The organism is Actinoplanes sp. NPDC049548 (assembly GCF_040676695.1).
GTDB lineage: Bacteria > Actinomycetota > Actinomycetes > Mycobacteriales > Micromonosporaceae > Actinoplanes.
In genome coordinates this window covers 67,286-88,994 of sequence record NZ_JBFAPM010000020.1, presented here as the reverse complement: position 1 = coordinate 88,994, position 21,709 = coordinate 67,286, and the positions used below count along the sequence as shown (strand labels likewise).

Below are 21,709 nucleotides of genomic sequence, written 5' to 3'. Positions count from 1 at the left end.
GCATTCTCGTGCGATGGGGAGCAACGGAAGACCGGTCACCGGAGTGGGACTCATCCTCGTCGGGCCCGAGGGGAGGGTGCTGCTCGGGCATCGCATCACGGCCGGTGAGACGCCGAGCTGGAGCCTGCCCGGGGGCCACGTCGAGGCCGGGGAGACCTGGGAGGCCGCCGCGGCCCGGGAGGCCGAGGAGGAGACCGGGATCGGGGGTACGGAGCCCGCCGTCTTCGCCGTCGGTGTGCGTACCGAAGGCAGCGGGATCACGGCCGCGGCGGTGGCCGAGTGGCCCGGCATGTCGCCGCGGCTGGTGGAGCCGCAGGCCTTCGACGCCTGGACGTGGTGCGACCCGGACGACCTTCCCGAGCCGCTGTTCGGGCCGTCCGCGATGGCCCTGGCGACCTGGCGCGGCCGTCCGGCGCCGGACGGCTGGCGGGTGTACCGGGTGACGGCCTGACGTGGACTTGCTGTTCACCGGCGGGCCGGTGTTCGGCACGGACGCCGGCGCCCTGCTCGTGCGGGGCGGGCGGATCGTCGCGACCGGCCACGACGAGGTACGCGCCCTCGCCCGCCCCGGTACGGCGGTGGTGGACCTCGCCGGGCGGCTGCTGGTGCCGGGCTTCCAGGACGCCCACGTCCACGCCGTGCTGGGCGGGGTGGAGCTGGGGCAGTGCGACCTGACCGGCACCACCGACCCGGCCGAGTACCTGCGGCGGATCAGCGCGTACGCGGCCGCCCATCCGCACGCGCCGTGGATCGTCGGCGGCGGGTGGTCGATGGAGAGCTTTCCCGGCGGCGTACCCGGAAAAGGTCTTCTCGACGGCGTCACGCAGGGCCGTCCGGCGTTGCTGATGAACCGTGACCACCACGGCGCGTGGGTCAACAGCCGGGCGCTGGAGCTGGCGGGGATCACCGCCGGCACCCCGGATCCCGCCGACGGGCGGATCGACCGGGAGCCGGGCGGGGAGCCGGCCGGCGGGCTGCAGGAGGGCGCGATGGCGCTGGTCGCCGCCCTGGTGCCGGCCGTGACCGCCACCGACCGGCTGGCGGGCCTGCACCGGGCCCAGCGGCTGCTGCACTCGCTCGGGGTGACCGCGTGGCAGGACGCGATGCTGTGCGCGAGCAACGGCTATCCCGACGTGTCCGACGCGTACCTGGCCGCCGCGTCCGACGGCTCGCTGCTCTCCCGGGTCGCCGGGGCGCTGTGGTGGGACCGTGACCGGGGTGCCGAGCAGATCCCCGAGCTGGTCGAGCGCCGGGAGAGGTTCACGACGGGGCCCCTGCGGTGTCACACGGTGAAACTGATGCTGGATGGCGTCGCGGAGAACTTCACGGCCGCCATGACCGTCCCCTACCGCGACGCCTGCGGGCGGCCCACCGCCAACACCGGCCTGTCGTTCATCGATCCGCGGGCGCTGCGCGACTACGTCACCGAGCTCGACGCCCTCGGGTTCCAGGTGCACTTCCACGCGCTCGGCGACCGGGCCGTGCGGGAGGCGCTCGACGCGGTGGCGGCCGCCCGCGACGCGAACGGCTTTCGCGACACCCGCCCACACCTGGCCCATCTCCAGGTGGTCGACCCCGTCGACGTCCCGCGCTTCGCCCGGCTGGGCGCCACGGCGAACCTGCAGGCGCTGTGGGCGGTCCATGAGCCGCAGATGGACGACCTGACCGTGCCGTTCCTCGACCCGGCCCTCGCCGGGCGGCAGTACCCGTTCGGCGACCTGTGGCGTGCCGGCGCGCGGCTGGCGGCCGGGAGCGACTGGCCGGTCAGCAGCCCCGATCCGCTGGCGGCGGTGCATGTCGCCGTGAACCGGGTGCTGCCGGGTCAGGACCGGCCGCCGTTCCTGCCGGGGCAGCGGCTGGACCTGGCGACGGCGCTGCGGGCGTACACGAGCGGGTCGGCGTACGCGAACCACCTGGACGACTCGGGAAGCCTGACAGCCGGGCACCGGGCCGATCTGGTTGTGCTGGACCGGAACCCGTTCGCCGGTCCGCCGGAGGCGATCGGCGAGACCCGCGTCGCGCTCACCTATGTCGGGGGTGAGCGGGTCTATTCGTCGCGTGACGCGTGAGCGCCGTGCCGCGGCGTGACCTCCTCCTCCGTGGCGTCGTCGTCCGGCTCGTCGGCGGCCTCGTCCGGGTCGGCCTGGGCCTCGGGGTCCGCCGCGACGGCCGGTGCGGGCACGTCCGGCAGCTCGGCGGTCACCTGCGGCTGGTCCACCCACAGCGCCCGGAGCTGGTTCTGCATGAAGGAGGTGAGGCGGGCGCGGTACTCCCGGTCGAACTTCTCGAGCGCCTCGATCTGCTGCTGCAGCGCCTCGCGGCGGGCGCCGAGGCTGCCGACCACGTCGTCGTAGCGCTGCTGGGCGGCGAGCCGCAGCTGGTCGGCGTTCGCCTGCGCGTCCGCGGTGATCCGGCCGGCCTCGCCGCGGGCCTCGAGGACCACCTTCGCGGCGGTGCGCTGGGCCTCCTCGGTGCGGGCCTGGGCCTCCCGGGCGGTCTGCTCGGCCGCGGCCCGGGCGTCGAAGAGCACCTGCTCGGCCTCGCGCCGCACGTTGTGGGCGTGCATCTGCGCCTCGCGCCCGATCTCCTCGGCGGCGGCCAGCGCGTCGGTGCGGATCTTGTCGGCCTGCTGCTGGGCCTTCGCGAGGTGGTCCTCGGCGGTGCGCTGCGCCATGGTGAGCACCTGCAGCGCCTGGTTCGAGGGCACGCCGCCGGCCGGGGAGATCAGCGCGTGCTCCGAGGTCGCACCTTCCGGGGAAGTCCCGTTGAACATCACTCTCACACGATCCTTCATCCGATTTTCCGACACCGGAGACCTCCACTGGTGGCCCGAGAACGGCGGCATGCTACCAACGTGACCAGGCAATACGCGAGGGGTCACGGCGTCACGGAGCAATCACCGAAAGTGATATCCCACCCCGCGCCGGAGGGCCCCGCCCACCCCCGAGGCGGCGGAGCCCTCCGGTGCCGTCACCCGACCGTGTGGTGGCCGGACCACCCGTCGGCCGGGTTCCAGTAGTTCTCCGCCAGCTGCCCGCCGGTGGTGTAGTGCACCTGCACGTTGTGGTTGTGCGGGTTCACGATCACCGCCGGGTCGCCGTCGATCGTGCCCCCGAGGTCACGCTGACCGGACCATCCGGCCGCCGGGTTCCAGTACTGCTCCGCCACCCGGCCACCGGAGTTGTAGTACACCTCCACGTTGTCGTTCGTGGGGTTCACGACCGCCGCGGGAGTGCCGGAGACGGTGCCGCCCAGAGCGTGGTCACCCGACCAGCCCGTCGACGGGTTCCAGTAGTTCTCCCCCAGCTGCCCGCCCGAGTTGTAGTGCACCTGGACGTTGTGGTTGTGCGGGTTCACGACCACGGCCGGGTCGCCGCTCACGGACCCGCCCAGCGCGACCTCGCCGGACCAGCCGGCCGCCGGGTTCCAGTACCGCTCCGCGAGCCGGCCACCGGAGTTGTAGTACACCTCCACGTTGGAGTTGTTCGGGTTGACGATCACCGCGGGGCTGCCGGAGACGCTGCCGCCCAGACCGTGGTCACCCGACCAGCCCGTCGACGGGTTCCAGTAGTTCTCCCCCAGCTGTCCACCCGAGTTGTAGTGCACCTGGACGTTGTGGTTGTGCGGGTTCACGACCGCCACGGGATGCCCGGTGAGCGAACCGCCCAGGTTGACCACGCCGGACCAGCCGGCCGTGGCACTCCAGTACCGCTCGTGCAGTTGCCCGCCGGAGTTGTAGTAGACCTCGATGTTGCCGTTGTGCGGGTTGCGCAGCGCCGTCGGGGCACCGCTGATCGCGTCGCCCAGTTCGGTGCGCCCGGACCAGCCGGCGGCCGGGTTCCAGTACTGCTCGAACAGCCGGCCACCGGAGTTGAAGTAGACCTCGATGTTGCCGTTGGCGGGGTTGTGCAGCACCGACGAGGACGACGTCGGCGACTGGTCCGCGGGCGGCGCACCGCAGTTGCGGCTGGTGAGCACCTGGTCCCGGCCGATGTCGACGGTGACGAGCTGACCGTCGAACGCGGAGCGGACCGTGGTGCCGTCCTGCATCTGCTCGAAGTGCAGGTGCGGCGCGCCGCTGTCGCCGGTGCTGCCGACGTGGCCGATCAGCTGCCCCTGGGTGACCGTCTGGTTCAACGAGACCGACGGGGCCTCGATCATGTGCAGGTATCGCGTCTGCCAGCCGCCACCGTGGTCGATGCGGACGTGCCAGCCACCGCCGTCGTCGTAGGCGGCCTTGACCACCCGGCCACCGGCCGCGGCGAGGATCGGCTGGTTGTTGCTGCCGCCGCCGACCTTCATCAGGTCCAGGCTGCTCGAGTTGGGCTTGTGGTCGGCGCGGGTGCTCCCGTTCCACTGCTGCCCGCAGGTGAACGGCAACTGGAACAGGGGACGCGGACCCGCGGCATGCGCGGTCCCGGGCGTCGTCAATGCCGCCAGGACGCCGGCGAGCGCCAGTCCACATGCGGCGATGGCTCGTCTAGGGGTGCCTACAGGCACGTCTTCCTCCATCGTGGATCGGGGAAAGCAGCTCGGATGCGAGCCACGGACAGCTTGGGGGGCCGGCTGCGCCGATGGAAGGCAGGCGGGACGGGAAGGGATGGAACGCCGTGTCCACCAGGGATTTCCCGGCGCAGCGGGACGCTCTACGCTGTGGGCAGCCGTCCTACGGGGGAGATGATGGAGAGGTCGGAGTCCGCGCATGCCCTGGCGTCTGCGCTGCGCGAACTGAAGAGCCGGCAGGGGCGCAGCTTCGAGGCGCTGGCGAAGCGGCTCGCCACCAGCAAGTCGGCGTTGCACCGCTACACCTCGGGCGAGGTCGTCCCGGCCCGGTTCAGCATCGTCGAGCTGTGGGCCCGCGAGTGCGGTGCGAGCGCGACCGAGATCGCCGAGCTGCGCCGGTTGTGGCTCAACGCCACCGCCGAGCAGCAGAGCGACGCGGCGCCGGCCGACGACGTCCCGCTGGAAGCTCCCCGGCCGTCCCGGCGCCGATGGCTGACGCCGGCCGTGTTCCTCGCGATGGGCGGCGTCACCGCCGCCGTCGTGGTCGCTCTCGCTCGCGACGGGCAGGCCAGTGACCTCCTCGCGTCGCGGCCCTCCTCGGCCGCGAGCGAGGCCGGCGCGGCGCCGGGCTCGTGCGAGGCCCGGGCCGGGGTACGCCATGTCGACGCGCGGCGATCCGGGCACGTCTGGCGTACCGACTATGTCTGCCCGAACGTCGCAGGGGTCGCGCTCTACGACGAACCGGGCGGATCGCGGAAGATCGCCGTGATGGAGACCGAGCAGAGCTGGTTCACCTGCTGGACCACCCCGCCGGGAAGCTCCGCCGTCTGGTACTACACGCGCGGTGACCGCAGCGAGCCCGGCACCGAGGCGTGGGACGGCTGGGGCTTCGTTCCCGCCGAGGCGGTCGTGCTCCCCACGCACCCCGCGCCCAGCATGCCGGAGTGCTGGTTCGCGCCGGCCCTCAGCAGCTCAGGCCCGCCCGCACGCTGAGCGCGGTGCGGAAGTCGCCGGTCATCGCCGCCAGGATGCCGCCGCCGCAGATGCACAGCAGCAGAACCAGCGACAGCGGCGGCTGGCACAGGGTTGTTGTCCGTGCACGATCCGTCCTCCCCGTCGCATTTCGGCGCAGGATACTGCCCGGTGCGGAAGATTCTCCGGATCACCGTTGAACATCTCGCGCGCGAGCGGCGTCCTAGACGATGTGACCTTCGAGCAATTCGCGATGGCCCGGCTTCCGAGCCTGCTGCGGTACGCGGTCGTCCTCACCGGCGACCGTGAGCTCGCGCAGGACGTCGTCCAGGAGGTGCTCGCCCGCGCGCACGTCCGGTGGCGCAAGATCAGCGACGCCGACTCGCCCGAGGCGTACGTCCGCCGGATGGTGCTCAACGAGTACCTGTCCTGGCGGCGCAGCTGGGCGGCGCGCAACGTGCACGCCGTGGGCGAGCGGCTGGTGGACCTCGACGACGCCCGGGGCGGGGTGGGCGACCACGCCCAGGACGTCGTGGAGGCCGACGAGCTGTGGAGACGGCTGGCCACGCTGGGCCGCAAGCAGCGGGCCGTGCTCGTGCTGCGCTACTACGAGCAGCTGGACGACCAGGCGATCGCCGATCTGATCGGCTGCTCGCCGGCGACCGTGCGCAGCCACGCGTCGAGGGCGCTGAAGACCCTCCGGCTGACGTCGGAGCGACACACCATGATCCACGCCGAGGAGACGTCGTGATCGACAACGGAGAGAGGCTTCGCGAAGCCTTCGAGACACATGAACATCTGGCTCCCGATTCGGCAGCCGTCTACGCCCGGGTCAAGGAGCTGTCCCGCAGCTACCAGCGACGCCGGTGGGGTGCCCAGGCCGCCGGCGGCGCCGTCCTCGGTGCCGGGCTCATCGCCGGGGTGATCACGCTGCCGGGTCTGCTGCCCGGACAGCCCTCGAACAGCTCGGGGAACATGGTGGCCCCGGCCGCCGCCCCGGCCCTGCCGTCCGCCGCGCCGCCGGCGGTCAAGCCGTCGGCGCCGGTGGAGAGCCCGTCGCTGTCGCCGGCGGAGGAGAAGCTGCAGAAGCAGTACGACGCCTACTTCAACGCGGGCTACGACTACGACGACGCGGTGCAGCTGGCCAAGCTCTGGAAGATGAGCAAGAACGACATCGGGGCCGTCAAGGCGGCGGCGGGCAAGAAGCTGCTGGCCGGCAAGAAGCTGCCGATCAAGCCCGGCAGCGCGCCGGACGCCCCGGACGTCCCCTCGTCGAAGGAGGACCAGCAGGTGAACGCCTTCTTCGAGGCGGGCTACGACTACGACGACGCGGTCGAGCTGGCCAAGCTCTGGAAGAAGCCCACCGCGTACGACGCGAAGATCCTGGGCGGCAAGAAGCTGCTGGCCGGCGAGACCCTGCCGATCCAGCCGTGACCGCCCCGCTGCACCGGCGTACCGGGTTCGAGATCGAGCTGATGGCCCCGCCAGGCCTCAGCCGGCAGACCCTCGCGCGCGACCTGGCCGACCGGTACGGCGGCCGGGTCCACCCGGTGTGGCATCACGACAGCGAGCCGTCCCTGGTCCCGGGCCTGGGGCGGTTCCTGCACCTGACCCAGGGTTTCGAGGTACGCCGTGACGACGGCACCCTCCTGTGCACCCTGGTCGACGACGTCACCCTGCTCGCCGGCCTCGATCCGCGGACGCCCCCGCCCCCCGGCTGGTTCCGCATCCTCACCGACGACTCCCGGCTGCTCCGCCTGCTCGCCCTGCACAGCGACCCGGGCGGCACGATCGGGGCCGCCCTCGACGCGACCGCGCAGCTCTGGGCCGCGCGGGTGGACCGGCACGGCGGCATCTACCAGCTGGCCGACGCCGCGGGCGCGACGATCGCCCTGGCCGCGCCGCAGGGCGGTGAGCGGGAACGCCCGTGCGAGATCGTCACTCCCCCGCTGACCGCCGGCCACGGCGAGGCGCTGGAGGAGCTGCTCGGCCCGGCCCGTGAGCTGGGCTTCACCGTGCCGCGTGAGGCGGCCGTGCACCTGCACCTCGACGGCGCGCCGTTTCGTGAGCCGCACGCGCTGGCCAACGTGGTGCGGCTGTTCGCGCACTGGCGGGAGCCGCTGCGGGCGCTGCTGCAGACGAACCCGGCCTGCCGGCGGCTCGCCCCGCTCCCGGAGCCCCTGGTGCGGGCCGTCGACGGCGCCCCGTCGTACGAGCAGCTGTGCGAGGCGGCGGAGCGCGGCGGCCTGACGAAGTTCTTCGACGTCAACCTGACCCAGCTGCTGACCGACACGCCGATGCGGGACACGATCGAGATCCGGGTCCTGCCCGGGGCGATCACCGCCGACGAGATCGTGCACCGGGCGGCGCTGGTCGAGCTGCTCCTGGAGCGCTGCCTGGACCCGGAGCCGGTCCCGGCCCCTCCCGCCCATGCCGACGCCGCGGTGAACCAGCTGCTGCACACCGCCGCGGAGGCGCTTGCCCGCCGGGAGTCGGTGCAGGCCCGCTGATCCGCCACCGTCCGGCATGGACGATCGACCGCCCTCAATACTACGATCCGTGTCTGGAACGTCGCTCACAGTCCTCGATGGCAGGAGCACGCGGTGACAGACACCCGCCCGTACCCGTTCAGCGAGCCCGACCGGCTCCACCTCGACCCGCTCTACGCCCGGCTGCGGCGCACCGAACCCGTGACCCGGGTACGCCTGCCGTTCGGCGAGGACGCCTGGCTGGCAACCCGCTACCAGGACGTCCGCACCGTGCTCGGCGACCCCCGGTTCAGCCGGGCCGCAAGCGTCGGCCGCGACGAGCCCCGCACCACGCCCCAGCAGATCGGCGGCGGCATGCTGGCCATGGACCCCCCGGACCACAGCCGGCTGCGCCGCCTCGTCGCCAAAGCCTTCACCGCCCGCCGGGTCGAGGAGCTACGCCCGGCCACCACCGCCATCGCGAACGAGCTCGTCGACGCGATGACGCCCCCGGCCGACCTGGTGGACCATTTCGCCACCCCGCTTCCGGTACGGGTGATCTGCCGGCTGCTCGGCGTACCGCACACCGACCAGGACCTGTTCCGCACCTGGTCGGAGGCGATCGTCTCGACCACCTCGCTCAGCCCGCAGCAGATCGAGGAGTACATCGGCAACCTGCACGCGTACATGGCGGGCCTGATCGCCCAGCGCCGCGTCACCCCGACCGACGACCTCATCGGCGCCCTCGTGCAGGCCCGCGACGACGACAACGACCGCCTCACCGAGCAGGAGATGGTCGAGCTCGCGGCCGGCCTGCTCGCCGCCGGCCACGAGACCACGGTCACCCAGATCCCCAACTTCGTGTACGTGCTGCTGACCAACCCGGCGAAGCTGGCGGAGCTGCGCGCCGACCCCGAGCTCGTGCCGGCCGCGGTCGAGGAGCTGCTGCGCTACGTGCCGCTGGGCGTGTCGTCGGTGTTCGCCCGCTACGCCGTCGAGGACGTCGAGCTCAGCGGCGTCCTCGTCAAGGCCGGCGAGCCGGTGCTCGGCTCCCTGTCCGCGGCCAACCGCGACGACGCCGTCTTCACCGACCCGGAGGAGCTCGACTTCGCCCGCGAGTCCAACCCGCACATGGGCTTCGGCCACGGCGTGCACCACTGCCTCGGCGCCCAGCTGGCCCGGATGGAGCTCCAGGTGGCACTGCACACCCTGCTCACCCGGCTGCCCGGGCTGCGGCTGGCGGTCGACGAGAAGGACCTGCCATGGAAGTCCGGCCTGCTGGTCCGCGGCCTGCGGGCCATGCCCGTGACCTGGTGACGAGAACAGGGCTTCTGGTCGCCGGACCCACACGCGCAACGGCCCGGGAGCCGCAGCTCCCGGGCCGTCACCTCGCAGGGGTCAGCGGATCCGGACCAGGTCCCGCAGCGGGGCCCGGTTCGCACCGCCGGCCGCGCTGAGGCTCTTGGCCGCGGCGGCCGTCGGGTCCGGCACCGGCACCGGCTCGCACTGCTTGTCGGAACGGTTGCCGTGCACCCGCTTCGGCAGGGCACCGGTGTCCAGGTACGCGGCGATCACGTCGTCGGTGCACGCCACGCCGTTGAGCGAACCGGCGTGGGTGGTGCCGCCGACGCCCTCCAGCAGCACCGAGCGCGGGAAGCGCTTGCGCACCTCGAGGCTGCCCGAATACGGCGTCGCCGCGTCCTCGGTCTCGCTGATGAGCAGGATCGCCGGGGCCTTCTTGCCGTTCACCGTGACCGGCTTGCCGACCTTGCCGCCCCAGGTGCGGCACGGCGCGTTGTACCAGGCGTTGTTCCAGGTGATGAACGGCGCCTTCGCGTACGTGCGCCAGTTGTCCCGCTTCCACTTCGCCCAGCTCTTGGGCCACTTCACGTCGGTGCACTGGGTCGCGAGGTACATGGCGTACCCGTTGTCCGCGCCCGGCTCGCCCGGCGCGGCGTAGAGGCCCTTCAGCCCGGCGGCGTCGCCCTCGTTGACCCAGGCGGCGAACGCCTCGGCGACCTCCTCCCAGCCGAACACGTAGTAGCCGGCCGACACGAAGATGTCGTTCCACTCGTCGGGGCCGATGAGCCCGCCGGCCGGCGCCTTGCGCAGCTTCTGCAGGGTCGCGTAGTACTTCGCCTTCACCGCCTTGGCCGAGGTGCCCAGGTGGTAGACCTCGTCGTACTTCGCCACCCACGCGAAGTAGACGTCCATGTTCTTGTCGAACGCGACGTCCTGGTCGAGGTTCGCGTCGTACCAGACCCGCCGCGGGTCGACGTTGCCGTCGAGCACCATCCGGCGCACCTTGCCCGGGTGCAGGGTCGCGTAGACCTGGCCGAGGTAGGTGCCGTACGAGAAGCCGTAGAAGTTGATCTGCTTCGCGCCGAGCGCCTTGCGGATGCTCTCCATGTCGGCGATCGTGTCGGTGGTCTTGACGTGGTCGAGCAGCGCGCCGCCGGCCCGGTCGCACGCCTTCGCGTACGTCGCCGTCTTCGTCAGCCAGGCCCGCTCGAGCGACTTGCTCACCGGCACGTAGAACGGCCGGTTGTAGCCGGCGTACTCGACGTCGCAGCTCAGCGCCGGCTGGCTGGACCCGACGCCGCGCGGGTCGAACCCGATCCAGTCGTAGTCGCCGCCCACGCCGCCGGGCACGTACTCACCGAGCACCGACAGGGTCAGCCCGGAACCGCCCGGCCCGCCCGGGTTGGTGAGCATGACGCCCTGGTAGTCGGCCTCGGCCGAGGTGTGCTTGATCCGGGACACGGCAATCTTGATCTTGGTGCCGCCGGGCCGCGCATAGTCCAACGGTACGGTCAGCAGACCGCACTGAGCCCCACGAGCCTGCAGGGCAGCACTGGCACAGGCACCCCACGCGATCGGCGCCGGGGTGTAGCCGGAACCGGTCCTCGCCTGAGCCTGGGCCGTCGACGGGATCACGCCGCCACCGACCGCCAGCCCCATCGCCACGGCGGCGGTAGCCGCCAGGAGTTTTCTCATCCCTAGCCTCTCCACTACGCCGCCCGTCGCGGGCGGCCTTCGGAGACTAGTCATGACCACCTATGGCGGCGGTAGATCCATAAGGTTGATTTTCCCTCCCGTCAGACATCGAGCAGCTCCACCTCCACCGTCGCCGTGTCACCCGGCTCGAGGCGCTGCGCGCGGCGGACGGCCTTCTTGACCGGCAGCACGTACGCCTCGCGGCCCTTGTCGGGGAAGATCGAGGTCGTCCAGGTGGTGGCGCCTATCCGCACTCGCACGCGCAGCGAGCCGAAGCCGCGCTGCACCCCCGCCGTGATCTCCCGGATCGTCTCCGACTCCGCCACGGGCAGGCTCACGAACGTCCAGCTGTCGTCCCGGCGGGCATCCCAGGTCCACAGCTCTGCATCGAAGACGACGACCACCGCGACAGCATGGCAGGCGGGTACGACACAAATCGTGAGCCTCTGTGCGCGCAGTCACCCTTCAGGTCGGATTGCCGGGTGTCGTCAGGACGTTGTGCCACCAGCGCACAAATCCCCTGAGTACGGAGCTATCGCCATGCACCAGAATCCTGATGAGACGGTCCGGGCGGAGGCGGTGTTCGTCTCGCACCTGCAGACGTCGGACCCCCTCAGCGCCGAGGCCGTCGACGACGCCGTCGAGACGCTGCTGCGCCGCAACGGGCCGGCCGGGTGCGCCGCCGGGATGGCGTACGAGTTCGGCGAACACCCCGACACCGCCGTACGCCGGATGCGCTGGGCCCGAGACCTGGTCCGGCGTGCGTCGCGCGCGGTCGTGTGACATGTGGTTTGAGCAGGTGGCCGGCGGGAAGCCAGCGCAGGTGTGGATCAGCCGGCCGGCCACGGCCCTGCTCGTGGTGACGCTCGCCGCCTGCTCGGCGAGCGCCCCCACCCCCGCGCCGTCGCCCTCCGCCGGGGCGACGCCGTCTTCCCCCACCGGCTCACCGCCGTCCTCCGCCACCAGCGCAGTGCCGCCTCCTGCTGCCGGCGCGATGACGACCTCCGCGCAGGCCGAACACGCGGCCGTCGCTCCGGCCGTGCTCATCGGCGCCGGGGACATCGCCAGCTGCGACAGCACCGGGGACACCGGCACGCTGGCGTTGCTCCAGCGGTTCCCGGGGACGGTCTTCACCCTGGGTGACAACGCCTATCCCGACGGCAGCCGTACGAACTTCGCCCGCTGCTACGGGCCGACGTGGGGGCGGGTCAAGGCCCGGACCCGTCCCGTCGTCGGCAACCACGAGTACCACAGCACGGGCGCCAGGCCCTACTTCGACTACTTCGGCGCGGCCGCCGGGCCGCGCGGTAGAGGCTATTACTCGTACGAGGCCGGCGCCTGGCACGTCGTCGTGCTGAACACGGTGTGCTCGGCGGTGCCGGGCGGCTGCGCCAAGGGCTCCCCGCAGGAGCGCTGGCTGCGCGCGGACCTGGCGAAGAGCAGCGCGGCGTGCACGGTGGCGATGGTGCACCATCCGCTGTTCACGTCGGCGGCCACCCACCCGCCCGCGACCGAGACCCGCCCCCTCGTCCAGGCCCTCTACGACGCGGGCGTCGAGCTCCTCATGGCCGGGCACAACCACGTCTACGAACGGTTCGCCCCGCAGACACCGGCCGGGCGCCGGGACGACGCGCGGGGCATCCGGGAGATCGTGGCGGGCACCGGCGGCGCGGAACGCTACCCCTTCGGGCGTACGGCGGCGAACAGCGAGCGCCGCAACAACACCACCTACGGCGTGGTGCGGCTGACGTTGCGACCGGGCTGGTTCCGCTGGGACTTCCTGCCGGTGCGGGGCGGCTCGTTCACCGACACCGGTACCGGCCGCTGCCACTGAGGGATCGCCGGCGGAAAGTAGGACGCCGCTGCGAATTCCACGGGGGAAGAACTCGCAACGGCGTGAGTTCAACTTAACGGACGGGGGGCCGCTTCGTCCAATCGCGAGCATGCCGTTTGCTGCTCACCGGCAGCCACGTCTCCGGCCTGATGTGCTGGCGCGACCTCGACCTGATGGTCCTGGGCTCACCGTCTGGCTGCACGACCCGCACGCCAACCTGACGGCCTGGCACGAAAGGCTGCGCGACTCGATCACCGCCGACCAGCGCGACGCCGTCCTGCGGATCAAGGACGTGTGGCACCGCCTGCCCGCTACCCGGACGAGGTCGGCGGCACCGACATCTACACCGCCGTCCTGGACCACGGCGTGCGTACACCGGAAGAGTTCGGCACCTGGCTCGCCTGTCCCATTCCCGACAGTCCCCAGCGCCCGGTGCACCCGTCCGGGCCGTAACCGTCACCGGTCCGCGGCCGTCCCCGGCAAACCGGCCACCCTAGACAACCGGACGAGTGATTGTCAGACCATCCGCCATGGACAAGGGTGAGGATTCCCGACCATTCGCCGTCGCGGGAGACTCACCACGGCTTCATCGAATCCGGACCGGCTCTCCGAGACGGCCGACCGCAGCAAAGGTGAGCCGATGAGTTCTTCCCCACCCGCATCCGTGAGCCTGCGGCTACCGCAGGACTGGGTGGAGCTGGACCCGCGCGCCGACGACGTCACCACCGAGCTCCGGCACGCCGTGGCCGCCCGATGGGCCGGGCACGACCTCATCACCGAGGAGACGATGGTCGCCCGCCTCGCCCCACCCGCGGCCGAGCTCCGCCGCCGCACCACCGAGGCCTACGTCGTGGTCGTCGGCTTCTACGCCGACGTGGTCCCGGTCGCCGGCACGCACGACCCCCTGATCGTCACGGCGCACGCGATGCTGAGCATGTCACCGCCGGTCAGCTCCCTCGACGACGTACGCCGCAACCTGGGCGACGCGGCGGAGACGGTGACGCTCCCCTCCGGCCCGGCGATCCGCGCGAGCGGCCCCCTCACGATCCGCGACGGCGGCGGCGAGGGCGTGCTGACGGCGTACCGAAGCGATTTTCACGTGCCGGTGCCCGGCACGGACAGCGTCGGAACGCTGTCCTTCCTGACCCCGAACACAGCCCTCGCGTCGGTGTTCGACGACGTCTTCGACGCGGTGGCCAGCACCCTCACGTTCGGCTGGAAGAACTGACGGCCCCACCACGGTGGAGGCTTTCTCGGGCCGGGGTTTCGGGCGGTTCAGGGATGCCGAGGCCAGCCCGATTCCCGCGATCGCCGTGAGGCCGCCGGCCAGCTGCGTCGTCGTGACCGCGTCGCCGAAGGCTGCCACGCCCAGGGCCGTGCCCACGATCGGTTCGAGGTTCAGGAAGGATGCCGCCGCTTCGGGGGAGGTGCGGGCCTGACCGTACGCGAACAACGTGAACGGCAGGAGCGTGCCACCCACCGCGAGGCCCACCGTGGCCAGCAGTGGCAAGCTGCCGGGCGCGGGGCCGGCCGGCGCCTCGGAGAGCAGCGCGAAGGGCAGGGCCGCCGCGGCGCCCGCGGCGAACTGGATGGTGGTGACCGCGGTGATGCTGCGGTTCGTCAGCAGGGCCGGCTGGATGAGCAGGAACGCCGCCGACAGCAGGGCCGACGCCCCGACCAGTGCGTCGCCTGCGAGGGTGGCCTCGCCGCCGCCGTGGGACGCGATGACGCCGATGCCGAGGGCGGAGACGGCCAGGCCGCCCCAGGCGGGGGTGCCGATGCGGGAGCGGCCGGTGGCGAAGCTCAAGAGGGCGGTCAGGACCGGGGTCGCGCCCACGATCAGCGCGGAGTGGCTGACGCTGGTCCGGGCGATGCCCATGTTCTGCACGACGATCACGATCCCGTAGCCGAGCGCGCCCCAAAGGACCGTGCGGGCCGACATCGCCTCCCGGAGCCGGCGGCGGGCCAGGTAGGCCAGGGGTAGGGCCGCGACGAGGAACCGCAGGACCGTCAGCCATCCGGGACTCATGCCGGCGAGCGCGACTTTTGTCAGGGGCACGGTGGTGCCCCAGAGCAGGCCGGCGGCGGCGAGGGCGGCGAGGGTGAGGTGGCGGGAACGCATGCGACCGATCGTCCGCGGGACGGCTGAGGATTCGTTTCACCGGCCCGAGGACGAAACTATATTTGGTCATATGGCGGTCCGACTTGATGAAATCGACGTCCAGTTGCTCCACGAGCTGCAGGTGGATGCCGACCGCTCGAACCTGGACCTGGCCCGGCTGGTGGGCCTGTCGCCGGCCGCGACCCTCAATCGGGTACGGCGGCTGAAGAAGTCCGGTGTCATCCGGCGCATCGGCGCGCGGCTCGACGCGGCCCAGGCCGGATTCCCGCTGCAGGTGTACGTGTCGGCGACGCTCGCCCGGCACGAGCCGCGGGCCAGCCGGTCGTTCGAGCAGGCGTTGCAGGCGCTTCCGCAGGTGATCGCCGCCGACTGGGTGGCCGGGGAGATCGACGTCATGCTGTTGGTGGTCGCGCGGGACGTGGCCGAGCTGCAGCACGTGCTCACCCAGCTGTCGATCAAGGGTGCGCAGAGGCTCACCACGCTCCTGCGGCTGCAGGAGATCAAGGGCGGGTCGCCGCTGCCGCTGAGTGCCGCCGGCTGATCGTCGCCGTCGCCCGCAGCAGGTCGGGTAGCCCCCGATACGTGCCTGCCCGCTCCGCTCCGGGCGAAGAGCCCGGTGACGATCAGTGGATGGGTTATGGCGGCAGTCTCGTCGCGTACCCGCGCACCGGCCAGGGAGCTGGCGCAATCGCGACAGCATGTATCAGACGGCCTTAAGGGAAACGCCGGATCCGCCGCCGGCCGGGCGGCTGCCAGGCTGGCCGTCGTGGAGCGAAGAAGAGTCCTTTCCCTGGCCGTCCTCGCCGGCTTCGGCCTCACCGCCGGCGCCTGCTCGTCACCGTCCGCACCGAAGCCGGCGCCGTCCGGCAGCGCCGGACGGCTGCGCATCCCACCGCTGGCCGAGCCCGAGATCGAAGCCGGCGGCGTCAAACGGTACGCGCTGACACTGCAAACCGGCGGCAGCACCGGCACCTGGGGCATCAACGGCGCCTACCTCGGACCGACCGTACGCGCCACCCGCGGCGACCGGGTCCGCATGCACGTCACCAACCGCCTCCCCGAGGCCACCACCCTGCACTGGCACGGCATGCACCTGCCGGCCAGGATGGACGGCGGCCCGCATCAGATGATCGAGCCGGGCGCCACCTGGACCCCGGAGTGGACCGTCGACCAGCCCGCCACGACCGCATGGTTCCACCCGCACCTGCACGAGAAGACGGCCATGCACGTCTACCGAGGACTGGCCGGGCTCTTCCTCGTCGACGACCCGCACGGCCCCCACCTGCCCGCCGAGTACGGCGTCGACGACATACCCCTGATCATCCAGGACAGGACCTTCGACGACGACGGCGAACTCTCCACCGGCCGGGTCGACGGCGGCACCTACGGCCTGCTCGGCGACACCGTCCTGGTGAACGGCGCCCGGCAACCGGCGTTCGCCGTCCGCACCGGCCTCGTCCGGTTCCGCCTGCTCAACGCCTCCAACGCCCGCGTCTACCGCGTGGGCTTCACCGACGGTCGCCGCTTCGACGTCATCGGCACGGACGGCGGTCACCTGGCTCACCCCGTACCCGTCGACCGGGTCAAGATCAGCCCGGGCGAACGCGCCGAGATCGTGGTCCGCTTCACCCCGGGAGAGACGGCGATCATGGACAGCCGGGGCGAGGACTCGAAGTCCGCCAACGACATCGAGGAGGAAGACTTCACGCTGCTGCGACTCGAGGCAGCCGCCGAACTGAAACGCTCCCCGGCCCTACCGGCCCACCTGGACGGCGCGGCCACCGCGGCCCCGCCGGCCGGCACCCGGGTACGCCGGTTCGTCCTCACCGGCTCGGAGATCAACGACAAGGACATGGACCTCACCCGCATCGACGAGGTCGTCCCGGCCGGCGCCCTCGAGATCTGGGAGATCGACAACACGACGTTCGCCCACAACTTCCACATCCACGAGGTCGCATTCCGCATCCTCGACATCAACGGCACCCCGCCGCCGGCATGGCAGGCCGGCCCCAAGGACACGGTCTTCATCCCGAAGAAGGCGAAGGTGCGGCTGGCGGTCCAGTTCGGCCGGTATGCCGATCCAGCATCGCCGTACATGTACCACTGTCACATCCTGCGGCACGAGGACAAGGGGATGATGGGCCAGTTCGTGATCGTGGAGCCGGGCACGGAGGCGAGCGTGCCCCGCACCCTCCCGGCCGGCCACCACCACACCTGACAGTCTCGCCTTCGAGCACGGACATGGACATGGACAAACATCGCTAGGCTGAGGCGCCTGCGTCAAGAGGGAGTCAGCGATGTTCGACGACGAGCCGACAGCTGCGGCACTGAGGCGCATCGATGACTGGGAGCGGAAGCTAGAGGAGCGCGCCGAGCAGGCAAGCCTCCTTTCCCGACAAGCAGCGCGCTTGTCCGCCACCTCCCGCAGCGCTGACGGTCTCATCGAGGTCGCAGTCGGAGCGGAAGGACACCTGGAAGCCCTGCACCTGGACGAGGGAATCCGGCGGGCGCCCGCAGAACAAACCGCCCGGCGGATCGTCGAGACAATCCGCGCTGCTCAGGCTGACCTTTTACGGCAATTCGATGACGTGACTGCACGAACTATCGGGACAGAAGGCGACACCCGCCGAGCCCTGATGGCCGGCATGCGGGCTCGTTTGGGCAATCCCCCGGACCCGGAGGAGCCACGTGAATAGCAGCGATGCCAGTGAATTCCAGGTCGATCCGGCGGCGCTCAGGATGCATGCCGATGAAGTGGACCACATCGGCGACGGGCTCACCCTGGCCTTGCAAGCAGGCGAGGCGGTCCAAACCGACGCCAACGCTTACGGGCAGCTGTGCCAACTGGTTCCGGTCCTGCTGAACGCCCTTCAAGACTCGATGATCGACGGCATGACGACAGCTGCTGGATCCGCGCACGAGACGGCGGAAGCGCTCCGAGCGGTCGCTGACGGATACAGCGCTATCGACGCCGGTGCTGCCCACCGTCTGCGCGGCATCCGGTGAATCCATGGCCGACACGAATCCCCTGGTTGCAGGTGAAGTCACCGGCCCGGTCGACCCCTGGGCAGGCGTTTGGATCGCTGAAGACATCGAGGCGATCATGGCGGGCGTCGAGGGCGGCAGCTGGATCGATACCGCCATCGGCGGCGTCTCTGCGGGGCTCGACGCACTAGCCTTCGTCTCCGACCCTGTCGGATCCTTGCTGCAATACGGCGTCGGCTGGATCATCGAGCATGTCAAACCCCTGTCGGAGGCGCTGGACTGGCTTGCCGGCGACCCGGGCCAGATCTCCGGCCATGTGCAGACATGGCGGAACGTCGCCTCGGCGTTGCAGGACCGCGCCGACGAACTGGACCGGGCGGCGCGGTGGAGCACAGTCGACTGGACCGGCCGCGCCGCTGACGCTTACCGAGCCTGGAGCGGTCAGCAGCGGGACGCCGTGAACAGCCTGGCCCGTGCTGCAGAGACCATGGCGGCAATCACTGAGGGCGCCGGCCTCGTCGTAGCCGGCGTACGGATGATGGTGCGGGACGCGATCGCGGTACTCGTGTCCCGTTTGATCACGTACGCCGCGGAGGAAGTCTTCTCACTGGGGGTCGCCACGCCGCTGGTCGTCGAGCAAGTGAGCACCTTATGCGCGTCGTGGGGCGCGAGAATCGCGAAGTGGCTCAGAGGTCTGCTGGCGAGCCTCGAGCGGTTACGAGGGCTGGCCGGCAAGATGCATGCAGCCATCAAGGCACTCAAGGAGCTGCTGGGCCGCCTCCGCCGGGGGCCGGAGGAGCCGGCTCTTCATCGCGTCAAGAAGCGGGGTGCAGGCCCGGTTCAGTTCTTCACCCTTGACTCGGTGCGATCCATCGCGACCAAGTACGGCATAGACATCACGGACCTGCACATCACGCTCGGCGACAAGCGAATCCGCGGAGTGTGCGGACGGACCAATCCCGACGGCAGCATCGTCCTGTTCCCCACCGGCTTCCGAAGCGAGGAGGATCTCGCGAGGACGATCGCTCACGAGCGATTTCACCGCGACGAGCTCGCTGCGGGTAAGCCGTTTCCGACCACCGATCGCGAGTTCGATGAGTGGGAGGACCGTGCGTACGCGCACGAGGAGAACTGGTGGAACAATCAGCCGGTGCGGCCGGAGCCGAGGAGGAGATGATGGCCACCTACGACGACTGGCTGGTGGCTTACAGTGACGTCTACGACGCCATACCTCACGATCCTCATGTCGCATGCCCTCATTGCGGGCACCAGAGCCTGCGGCTGGTCTTCACCGGCGATCGTGAACGAGGCATCGGCTACGGTCATTTCTGGTGCGACAACTGCCTGCGAGGAATCGGCATCTCACGCGCACCCCTTCCCGAGGGCGCTACGGTCCAGGACATTCACCTCCCCCGCGACCAGCGGGAGCCCAGAATCCCGAACTTCACGCTGGTGACCTGAACGCCATGGACAGTGAACCCCGCGTCTACCGGCACGTGCCGTGGCTCGTCCTGACCAGCTGTCTGGCGGTCGGCGCGGCTGCGATCGTGCCGTCGCTGGTGGCGTACGCGGTCCGGAACGCGGCCTTCGAGCCCATCGTGAAGACGGTCGTCGGCGTCACGCTGCTGCTGGGCTTCGTCGCCTTTCTTCTGCTCAACTGGCGGATCCGGACGGTCGTCGACGACCGTGGCGTCACTCAGCACTGGATCAGCAGCAGCTACCGCATCCCGTACGAGGACATCACCGCGCTCGAGACGGACGAGGCGGCCGGTCGCTGGTTCCTGCGCATCCACTGCGGGGAGCGCACCTTCGAGGCGATCCCGTGTCATAGGGCGTACCTGCTGCCCTTCGCCGGCCGCCCGCCACGGGCGCTGACGGCCGTCCGCCTCGACATCGAGAGCTCCGTCGCCGCCTCCGGGCAGTGAGCGGTCAGCCGCGGACCAGACCGTTCCGGTACGCGAAGACGACGGCCTGCACGCGCGTGCGCAGCCCGAGCTTCATGAGGATCCGGGACAGGTGGGTCTTCACGGTCGCCTCGCCCAGGTACATCCGCGCGGCGATCTCGGCGTTGGTGAGTCCCTCGGCGAGCAGCCGGAGCACGTCGAGCTCGCGCGGGGTGAGCTGGTCCAGCACGGCGGCCGCCGGCGAGGCCTGGTCCTGCTCTTCGGGGTCCGGCCGGCCGGCGAAGGCGGCGATCACGCGGAGCGTCACCGCGGGGTCCAGCAGACCGCGGCCGGCGGCGACCGTGCGGACCGCGTCGACGAGGTCCTCCGGCGGCGCCACCTTCAGGAGGAAGCCGCTGACGCCGGCGCGGAGGGCCGCTTCCACGTGGGCGTCCTCGTCGAAGGTGGTGAGGATGACCACCTTGCTCTCCGGGTGGTCGGCGCAGATGCGGCGGGCCGCGGTGATACCGTCCATCCGGGGCATGCGGACGTCCATCAGGACGACGTCCGGGCGTACGCGGGCAACCAGCGCCTCCGCCTCGTCGCCGTCGGACGCCTCGCCGACCACCTCGATGTCGTCCTCGCCGCTGAGCACCATCCGCAGCCCGACGCGGATCATCGCCTCGTCGTCGACGAGCGCCACCCGGATCACCGCGCCACCTCGAGCGGGAAGCTTGCCCGTACCGCGAAACCGCCGCCAGGCTCCGGACCGGCGCGCAACGTTCCCCGGAAGAGCGACACCCTCTCCCGCATGCCGACCAGGCCGTGCCCGCCCGGCACCGGAGCCGCCGGCGGCGCCGCGGCGGCCTCGTTCACGATGCTGAGCGCGACCCGTTCGCGGGCGTAGTCGATGGTGACGCTGGTCGGCGCCGGCCCGTTGTGGCGCAGCACGTTCGTCAGCGCCTCCTGCAGCACCCGGTACGCCGACGCGTCGAGCAGACGGGGCACGTCGCCGCGTTCGCCCCGCACCTCCAGGCGTACCGGAAGACCCGCCGCCTGCACCTCGCTCACCAGGTCGCCCGCCCGGGCCAGCGACGGCTCCGGCGCCGGCGGGCCGGCGCTCTCCCGGTCGCGCAGGATGCCGACCAGGCCGCGCATCTCCTCCACCGACTGCCGGCCGAGGCGTTCCAGGCCGTGCACCAGCTCGCGGTGCTGCGGGTTGTCGATCTGCCGCCGCAGCGCGCCGAGCTGCAACGTCATCACGCTCACGGAGTGCGCCACCGCGTCGTGCACCTCCCGGGCGATGCGGGTACGTTCCGAGACCACGGCGGCGTGCGCGCTGCGCTCGCGTTCGGCGTCGAGGGCGGCGGCCAGGCGGGTCAGCTCGGCGGCCCGTTCGCCGTTGGTGCGGCTCAGCCGGCCCAGCGCCCAGCCGGGCAGCAGGATGGCCGGCTGGAAGATCGCCTCCCACACCGACTGGCCGGCGAGCAGCGACGTCAGCGCACCGGCGAGGATCGCGGCGAGCAACGCCGGCACCGAGCGGCGCGGCGGCAGACGCCACCCGGCCCAGGCGACCACGCCGATGAGCCCGATCAGCCCCGCGCCGCCGATGTCGTCCGCGCCGACCAGCAGGCCCAGCGGGAAGCAGGCAACCGCCAGCAGGGTGCCGGCCAGCGGAAACCAGGCGGCCAGGACGATACCGGCGCCGAGCAGCAGCCCCGGCCCCCAGATCGCCTCCGGGCGGGCCGCGAAGGCGGCGTCGAGGTTCGCCTCGGCCACCGCCAGGGCACCGACGACGGGTCCCAGAACGAGCGGCACCGCACGCGGATCAAAGGTCACGCTTGCCGATCGTACGGACGCGGTAGCCGCCCGGAGTCCGCCGAACGACGGACCCACGCCCTGCGGGGTCGTCCACCATCCGGGGGAAACGGCAGGCCGGAGACGG

At 71.3% G+C, this 21,709-nt stretch carries 24 protein-coding genes and 1 pseudogene; 18 read left to right on the top strand and 7 right to left on the bottom strand.

The features are described 5' to 3' along the window. The first annotated feature begins 13 nt into the window (after positions 1–13). Together AB0J80_RS30955 and AB0J80_RS30950 are read left to right on the top strand one after the other, a co-directional pair. Positions 14–451, top strand: a complete 438-nt coding sequence (locus AB0J80_RS30955; protein ID WP_364711956.1) for an NUDIX domain-containing protein — start codon at positions 14–16, stop codon at positions 449–451. Position 452: 1 nt separating this feature from the next. Beyond that, positions 453–2,069, top strand: coding sequence for an amidohydrolase (locus AB0J80_RS30950; protein WP_364711953.1), 1,617 nt, complete (start codon positions 453–455; stop codon positions 2,067–2,069). Here the strand turns inward: AB0J80_RS30950 and AB0J80_RS30945 are convergent. Both AB0J80_RS30945 and AB0J80_RS30940 read right to left on the bottom strand, forming a co-directional pair. Beyond that, on the bottom strand, positions 2,048–2,773 hold the full coding sequence (locus AB0J80_RS30945; RefSeq protein WP_364712057.1) for a hypothetical protein: 726 nt from the start codon (positions 2,771–2,773) through the stop codon (positions 2,048–2,050). The genes AB0J80_RS30950 and AB0J80_RS30945 overlap by 22 nt on opposite strands. Positions 2,774–2,970: 197 nt before the next feature. Beyond that, complete coding sequence (locus tag AB0J80_RS30940) at positions 2,971–4,500, bottom strand: peptidoglycan DD-metalloendopeptidase family protein (protein WP_364711951.1); 1,530 nt, start codon at positions 4,498–4,500, stop codon at positions 2,971–2,973. Between the two features lie 153 nt (positions 4,501–4,653). Between AB0J80_RS30940 and AB0J80_RS30935 the strand changes: the two genes are divergently transcribed. The 5 genes from AB0J80_RS30935 to AB0J80_RS30915 all read left to right on the top strand — a co-directional run bounded on the left by AB0J80_RS30935 (position 4,654) and on the right by AB0J80_RS30915 (position 9,260). Next, positions 4,654–5,496, top strand: a complete 843-nt coding sequence (locus AB0J80_RS30935; RefSeq protein WP_364711948.1) for a helix-turn-helix transcriptional regulator — start codon at positions 4,654–4,656, stop codon at positions 5,494–5,496. A gap of 211 nt (positions 5,497–5,707) precedes the next feature. Continuing rightward, entirely contained in the window at positions 5,708–6,226 is a 519-nt protein-coding gene (locus AB0J80_RS30930; RefSeq protein WP_364711945.1) for a SigE family RNA polymerase sigma factor, read from the top strand. After that, positions 6,223–6,909, top strand: a complete 687-nt coding sequence (locus AB0J80_RS30925; protein ID WP_364711943.1) for a hypothetical protein — start codon at positions 6,223–6,225, stop codon at positions 6,907–6,909. Before AB0J80_RS30930 ends, AB0J80_RS30925 begins: the two co-directional genes overlap by 4 nt. Then, the gene (locus AB0J80_RS30920) at positions 6,906–7,985 is read left to right on the top strand and encodes an amidoligase family protein (RefSeq protein ID WP_364711940.1); all 1,080 of its coding nucleotides are present in this window, start codon (positions 6,906–6,908) and stop codon (positions 7,983–7,985) included. The genes AB0J80_RS30925 and AB0J80_RS30920 overlap by 4 nt, the downstream gene beginning before the upstream one ends. Positions 7,986–8,078: 93 nt before the next feature. Beyond that, positions 8,079–9,260 carry a cytochrome P450 gene (locus AB0J80_RS30915; protein WP_364711938.1) on the top strand — a complete coding sequence of 394 codons (1,182 nt, stop codon included), beginning with the start codon at positions 8,079–8,081 and terminating at the stop codon, positions 9,258–9,260. An 81-nt stretch (positions 9,261–9,341) separates the two neighbouring features. Here AB0J80_RS30915 and AB0J80_RS30910 read toward each other — a convergent pair whose 3' ends face one another. Next, on the bottom strand, positions 9,342–10,940 hold the full coding sequence (locus AB0J80_RS30910) for an alpha/beta fold hydrolase (protein ID WP_364711935.1): 1,599 nt from the start codon (positions 10,938–10,940) through the stop codon (positions 9,342–9,344). Between the two features lie 101 nt (positions 10,941–11,041). Next, positions 11,042–11,344 carry a DUF1905 domain-containing protein gene (locus AB0J80_RS30905; RefSeq protein WP_364711932.1) on the bottom strand — a complete coding sequence of 101 codons (303 nt, stop codon included), beginning with the start codon at positions 11,342–11,344 and terminating at the stop codon, positions 11,042–11,044. 136 nt (positions 11,345–11,480) lie between these two features. On the opposite strand from AB0J80_RS30905, the gene AB0J80_RS30900 reads away from it, so the two are divergent. From AB0J80_RS30900 to AB0J80_RS30885, 4 genes are all read left to right on the top strand, one after another. Continuing rightward, a complete protein-coding gene (locus AB0J80_RS30900) occupies positions 11,481–11,723 on the top strand; it encodes a hypothetical protein (RefSeq protein WP_364711930.1) in 243 nt (80 codons plus the stop codon). A gap of 1 nt (position 11,724) precedes the next feature. Beyond that, positions 11,725–12,774, top strand: a complete 1,050-nt coding sequence (locus tag AB0J80_RS30895; protein WP_364711928.1) for a metallophosphoesterase — start codon at positions 11,725–11,727, stop codon at positions 12,772–12,774. 294 nt (positions 12,775–13,068) lie between these two features. Continuing rightward, the gene (locus AB0J80_RS30890) at positions 13,069–13,227 is read left to right on the top strand and encodes a hypothetical protein (RefSeq protein WP_364711926.1); all 159 of its coding nucleotides are present in this window, start codon (positions 13,069–13,071) and stop codon (positions 13,225–13,227) included. A gap of 187 nt (positions 13,228–13,414) precedes the next feature. Continuing rightward, positions 13,415–14,002: a hypothetical protein gene (locus tag AB0J80_RS30885; RefSeq protein WP_364712061.1), complete on the top strand. Its 588-nt coding sequence runs from the start codon at positions 13,415–13,417 to the stop codon at positions 14,000–14,002. A 117-nt stretch (positions 14,003–14,119) separates the two neighbouring features. Here the strand turns inward: AB0J80_RS30885 and AB0J80_RS30880 are convergent. Next, positions 14,120–14,896, bottom strand: a pseudogene (locus AB0J80_RS30880) (DMT family transporter); the annotation flags it as partial. Here AB0J80_RS30880 and AB0J80_RS30875 point away from each other — a divergent pair. The 7 genes from AB0J80_RS30875 to AB0J80_RS30845 all read left to right on the top strand — a co-directional run bounded on the left by AB0J80_RS30875 (position 14,895) and on the right by AB0J80_RS30845 (position 19,806). Further along, a complete protein-coding gene (locus tag AB0J80_RS30875) occupies positions 14,895–15,437 on the top strand; it encodes an Lrp/AsnC family transcriptional regulator (RefSeq protein WP_364711924.1) in 543 nt (180 codons plus the stop codon). The pseudogene AB0J80_RS30880 and the gene AB0J80_RS30875 sit on opposite strands and share 2 nt — an antisense overlap. Before the next feature lie 225 nt (positions 15,438–15,662). Further along, entirely contained in the window at positions 15,663–17,114 is a 1,452-nt protein-coding gene (locus tag AB0J80_RS30870) for a multicopper oxidase domain-containing protein (protein ID WP_364711921.1), read from the top strand. A 79-nt stretch (positions 17,115–17,193) separates the two neighbouring features. After that, positions 17,194–17,592 (top strand): YbaB/EbfC family nucleoid-associated protein, encoded by a 399-nt coding sequence (locus AB0J80_RS30865; RefSeq protein ID WP_364711919.1) that lies wholly within the window; start codon positions 17,194–17,196, stop codon positions 17,590–17,592. Continuing rightward, positions 17,585–17,902, top strand: a complete 318-nt coding sequence (locus AB0J80_RS30860) for a type VII secretion target (RefSeq protein ID WP_364711916.1) — start codon at positions 17,585–17,587, stop codon at positions 17,900–17,902. Before AB0J80_RS30865 ends, AB0J80_RS30860 begins: the two co-directional genes overlap by 8 nt. A 4-nt stretch (positions 17,903–17,906) precedes the next feature. Beyond that, positions 17,907–19,058: a hypothetical protein gene (locus tag AB0J80_RS30855; protein WP_364711914.1), complete on the top strand. Its 1,152-nt coding sequence runs from the start codon at positions 17,907–17,909 to the stop codon at positions 19,056–19,058. After that, on the top strand, positions 19,058–19,342 hold the full coding sequence (locus AB0J80_RS30850) for a hypothetical protein (RefSeq protein ID WP_364711911.1): 285 nt from the start codon (positions 19,058–19,060) through the stop codon (positions 19,340–19,342). Before AB0J80_RS30855 ends, AB0J80_RS30850 begins: the two co-directional genes overlap by 1 nt. Before the next feature lie 5 nt (positions 19,343–19,347). Beyond that, positions 19,348–19,806 carry a hypothetical protein gene (locus AB0J80_RS30845; RefSeq protein WP_364711910.1) on the top strand — a complete coding sequence of 153 codons (459 nt, stop codon included), beginning with the start codon at positions 19,348–19,350 and terminating at the stop codon, positions 19,804–19,806. Positions 19,807–19,810: 4 nt separating this feature from the next. Here AB0J80_RS30845 and AB0J80_RS30840 read toward each other — a convergent pair whose 3' ends face one another. Beyond that, on the bottom strand, positions 19,811–20,476 hold the full coding sequence (locus AB0J80_RS30840) for a response regulator transcription factor (protein WP_364711907.1): 666 nt from the start codon (positions 20,474–20,476) through the stop codon (positions 19,811–19,813). Further along, complete coding sequence (locus tag AB0J80_RS30835) at positions 20,473–21,603, bottom strand: histidine kinase (protein ID WP_364711905.1); 1,131 nt, start codon at positions 21,601–21,603, stop codon at positions 20,473–20,475. Before AB0J80_RS30835 ends, AB0J80_RS30840 begins: the two co-directional genes overlap by 4 nt. Positions 21,604–21,709 lie beyond the last annotated feature (106 nt).

Bases quoted from the DNA above. Each gene is read 5' to 3' on its own strand.
- AB0J80_RS30875 (WP_364711924.1), top strand. From the start codon at position 14,895: ATGCGACCGATCGTCCGCGGGACGGCTGAGGATTCGTTTCACCGGCCC.
- AB0J80_RS30885 (WP_364712061.1), top strand. From the start codon at position 13,415: ATGAGTTCTTCCCCACCCGCATCCGTGAGCCTGCGGCTACCGCAGGAC.
- AB0J80_RS30855 (WP_364711914.1), top strand. From the start codon at position 17,907: ATGGCCGACACGAATCCCCTGGTTGCAGGTGAAGTCACCGGCCCGGTC.
- AB0J80_RS30895 (WP_364711928.1), top strand. From the start codon at position 11,725: ATGTGGTTTGAGCAGGTGGCCGGCGGGAAGCCAGCGCAGGTGTGGATC.
- AB0J80_RS30865 (WP_364711919.1), top strand. From the start codon at position 17,194: ATGTTCGACGACGAGCCGACAGCTGCGGCACTGAGGCGCATCGATGAC.
- AB0J80_RS30850 (WP_364711911.1), top strand. From the start codon at position 19,058: ATGGCCACCTACGACGACTGGCTGGTGGCTTACAGTGACGTCTACGAC.
- AB0J80_RS30945 (WP_364712057.1), bottom strand. From the start codon at position 2,773: ATGTTCAACGGGACTTCCCCGGAAGGTGCGACCTCGGAGCACGCGCTG.
- AB0J80_RS30955 (WP_364711956.1), top strand. From the start codon at position 14: ATGGGGAGCAACGGAAGACCGGTCACCGGAGTGGGACTCATCCTCGTC.
- AB0J80_RS30900 (WP_364711930.1), top strand. From the start codon at position 11,481: ATGCACCAGAATCCTGATGAGACGGTCCGGGCGGAGGCGGTGTTCGTC.
- AB0J80_RS30845 (WP_364711910.1), top strand. From the start codon at position 19,348: ATGGACAGTGAACCCCGCGTCTACCGGCACGTGCCGTGGCTCGTCCTG.
- AB0J80_RS30910 (WP_364711935.1), bottom strand. From the start codon at position 10,940: ATGAGAAAACTCCTGGCGGCTACCGCCGCCGTGGCGATGGGGCTGGCG.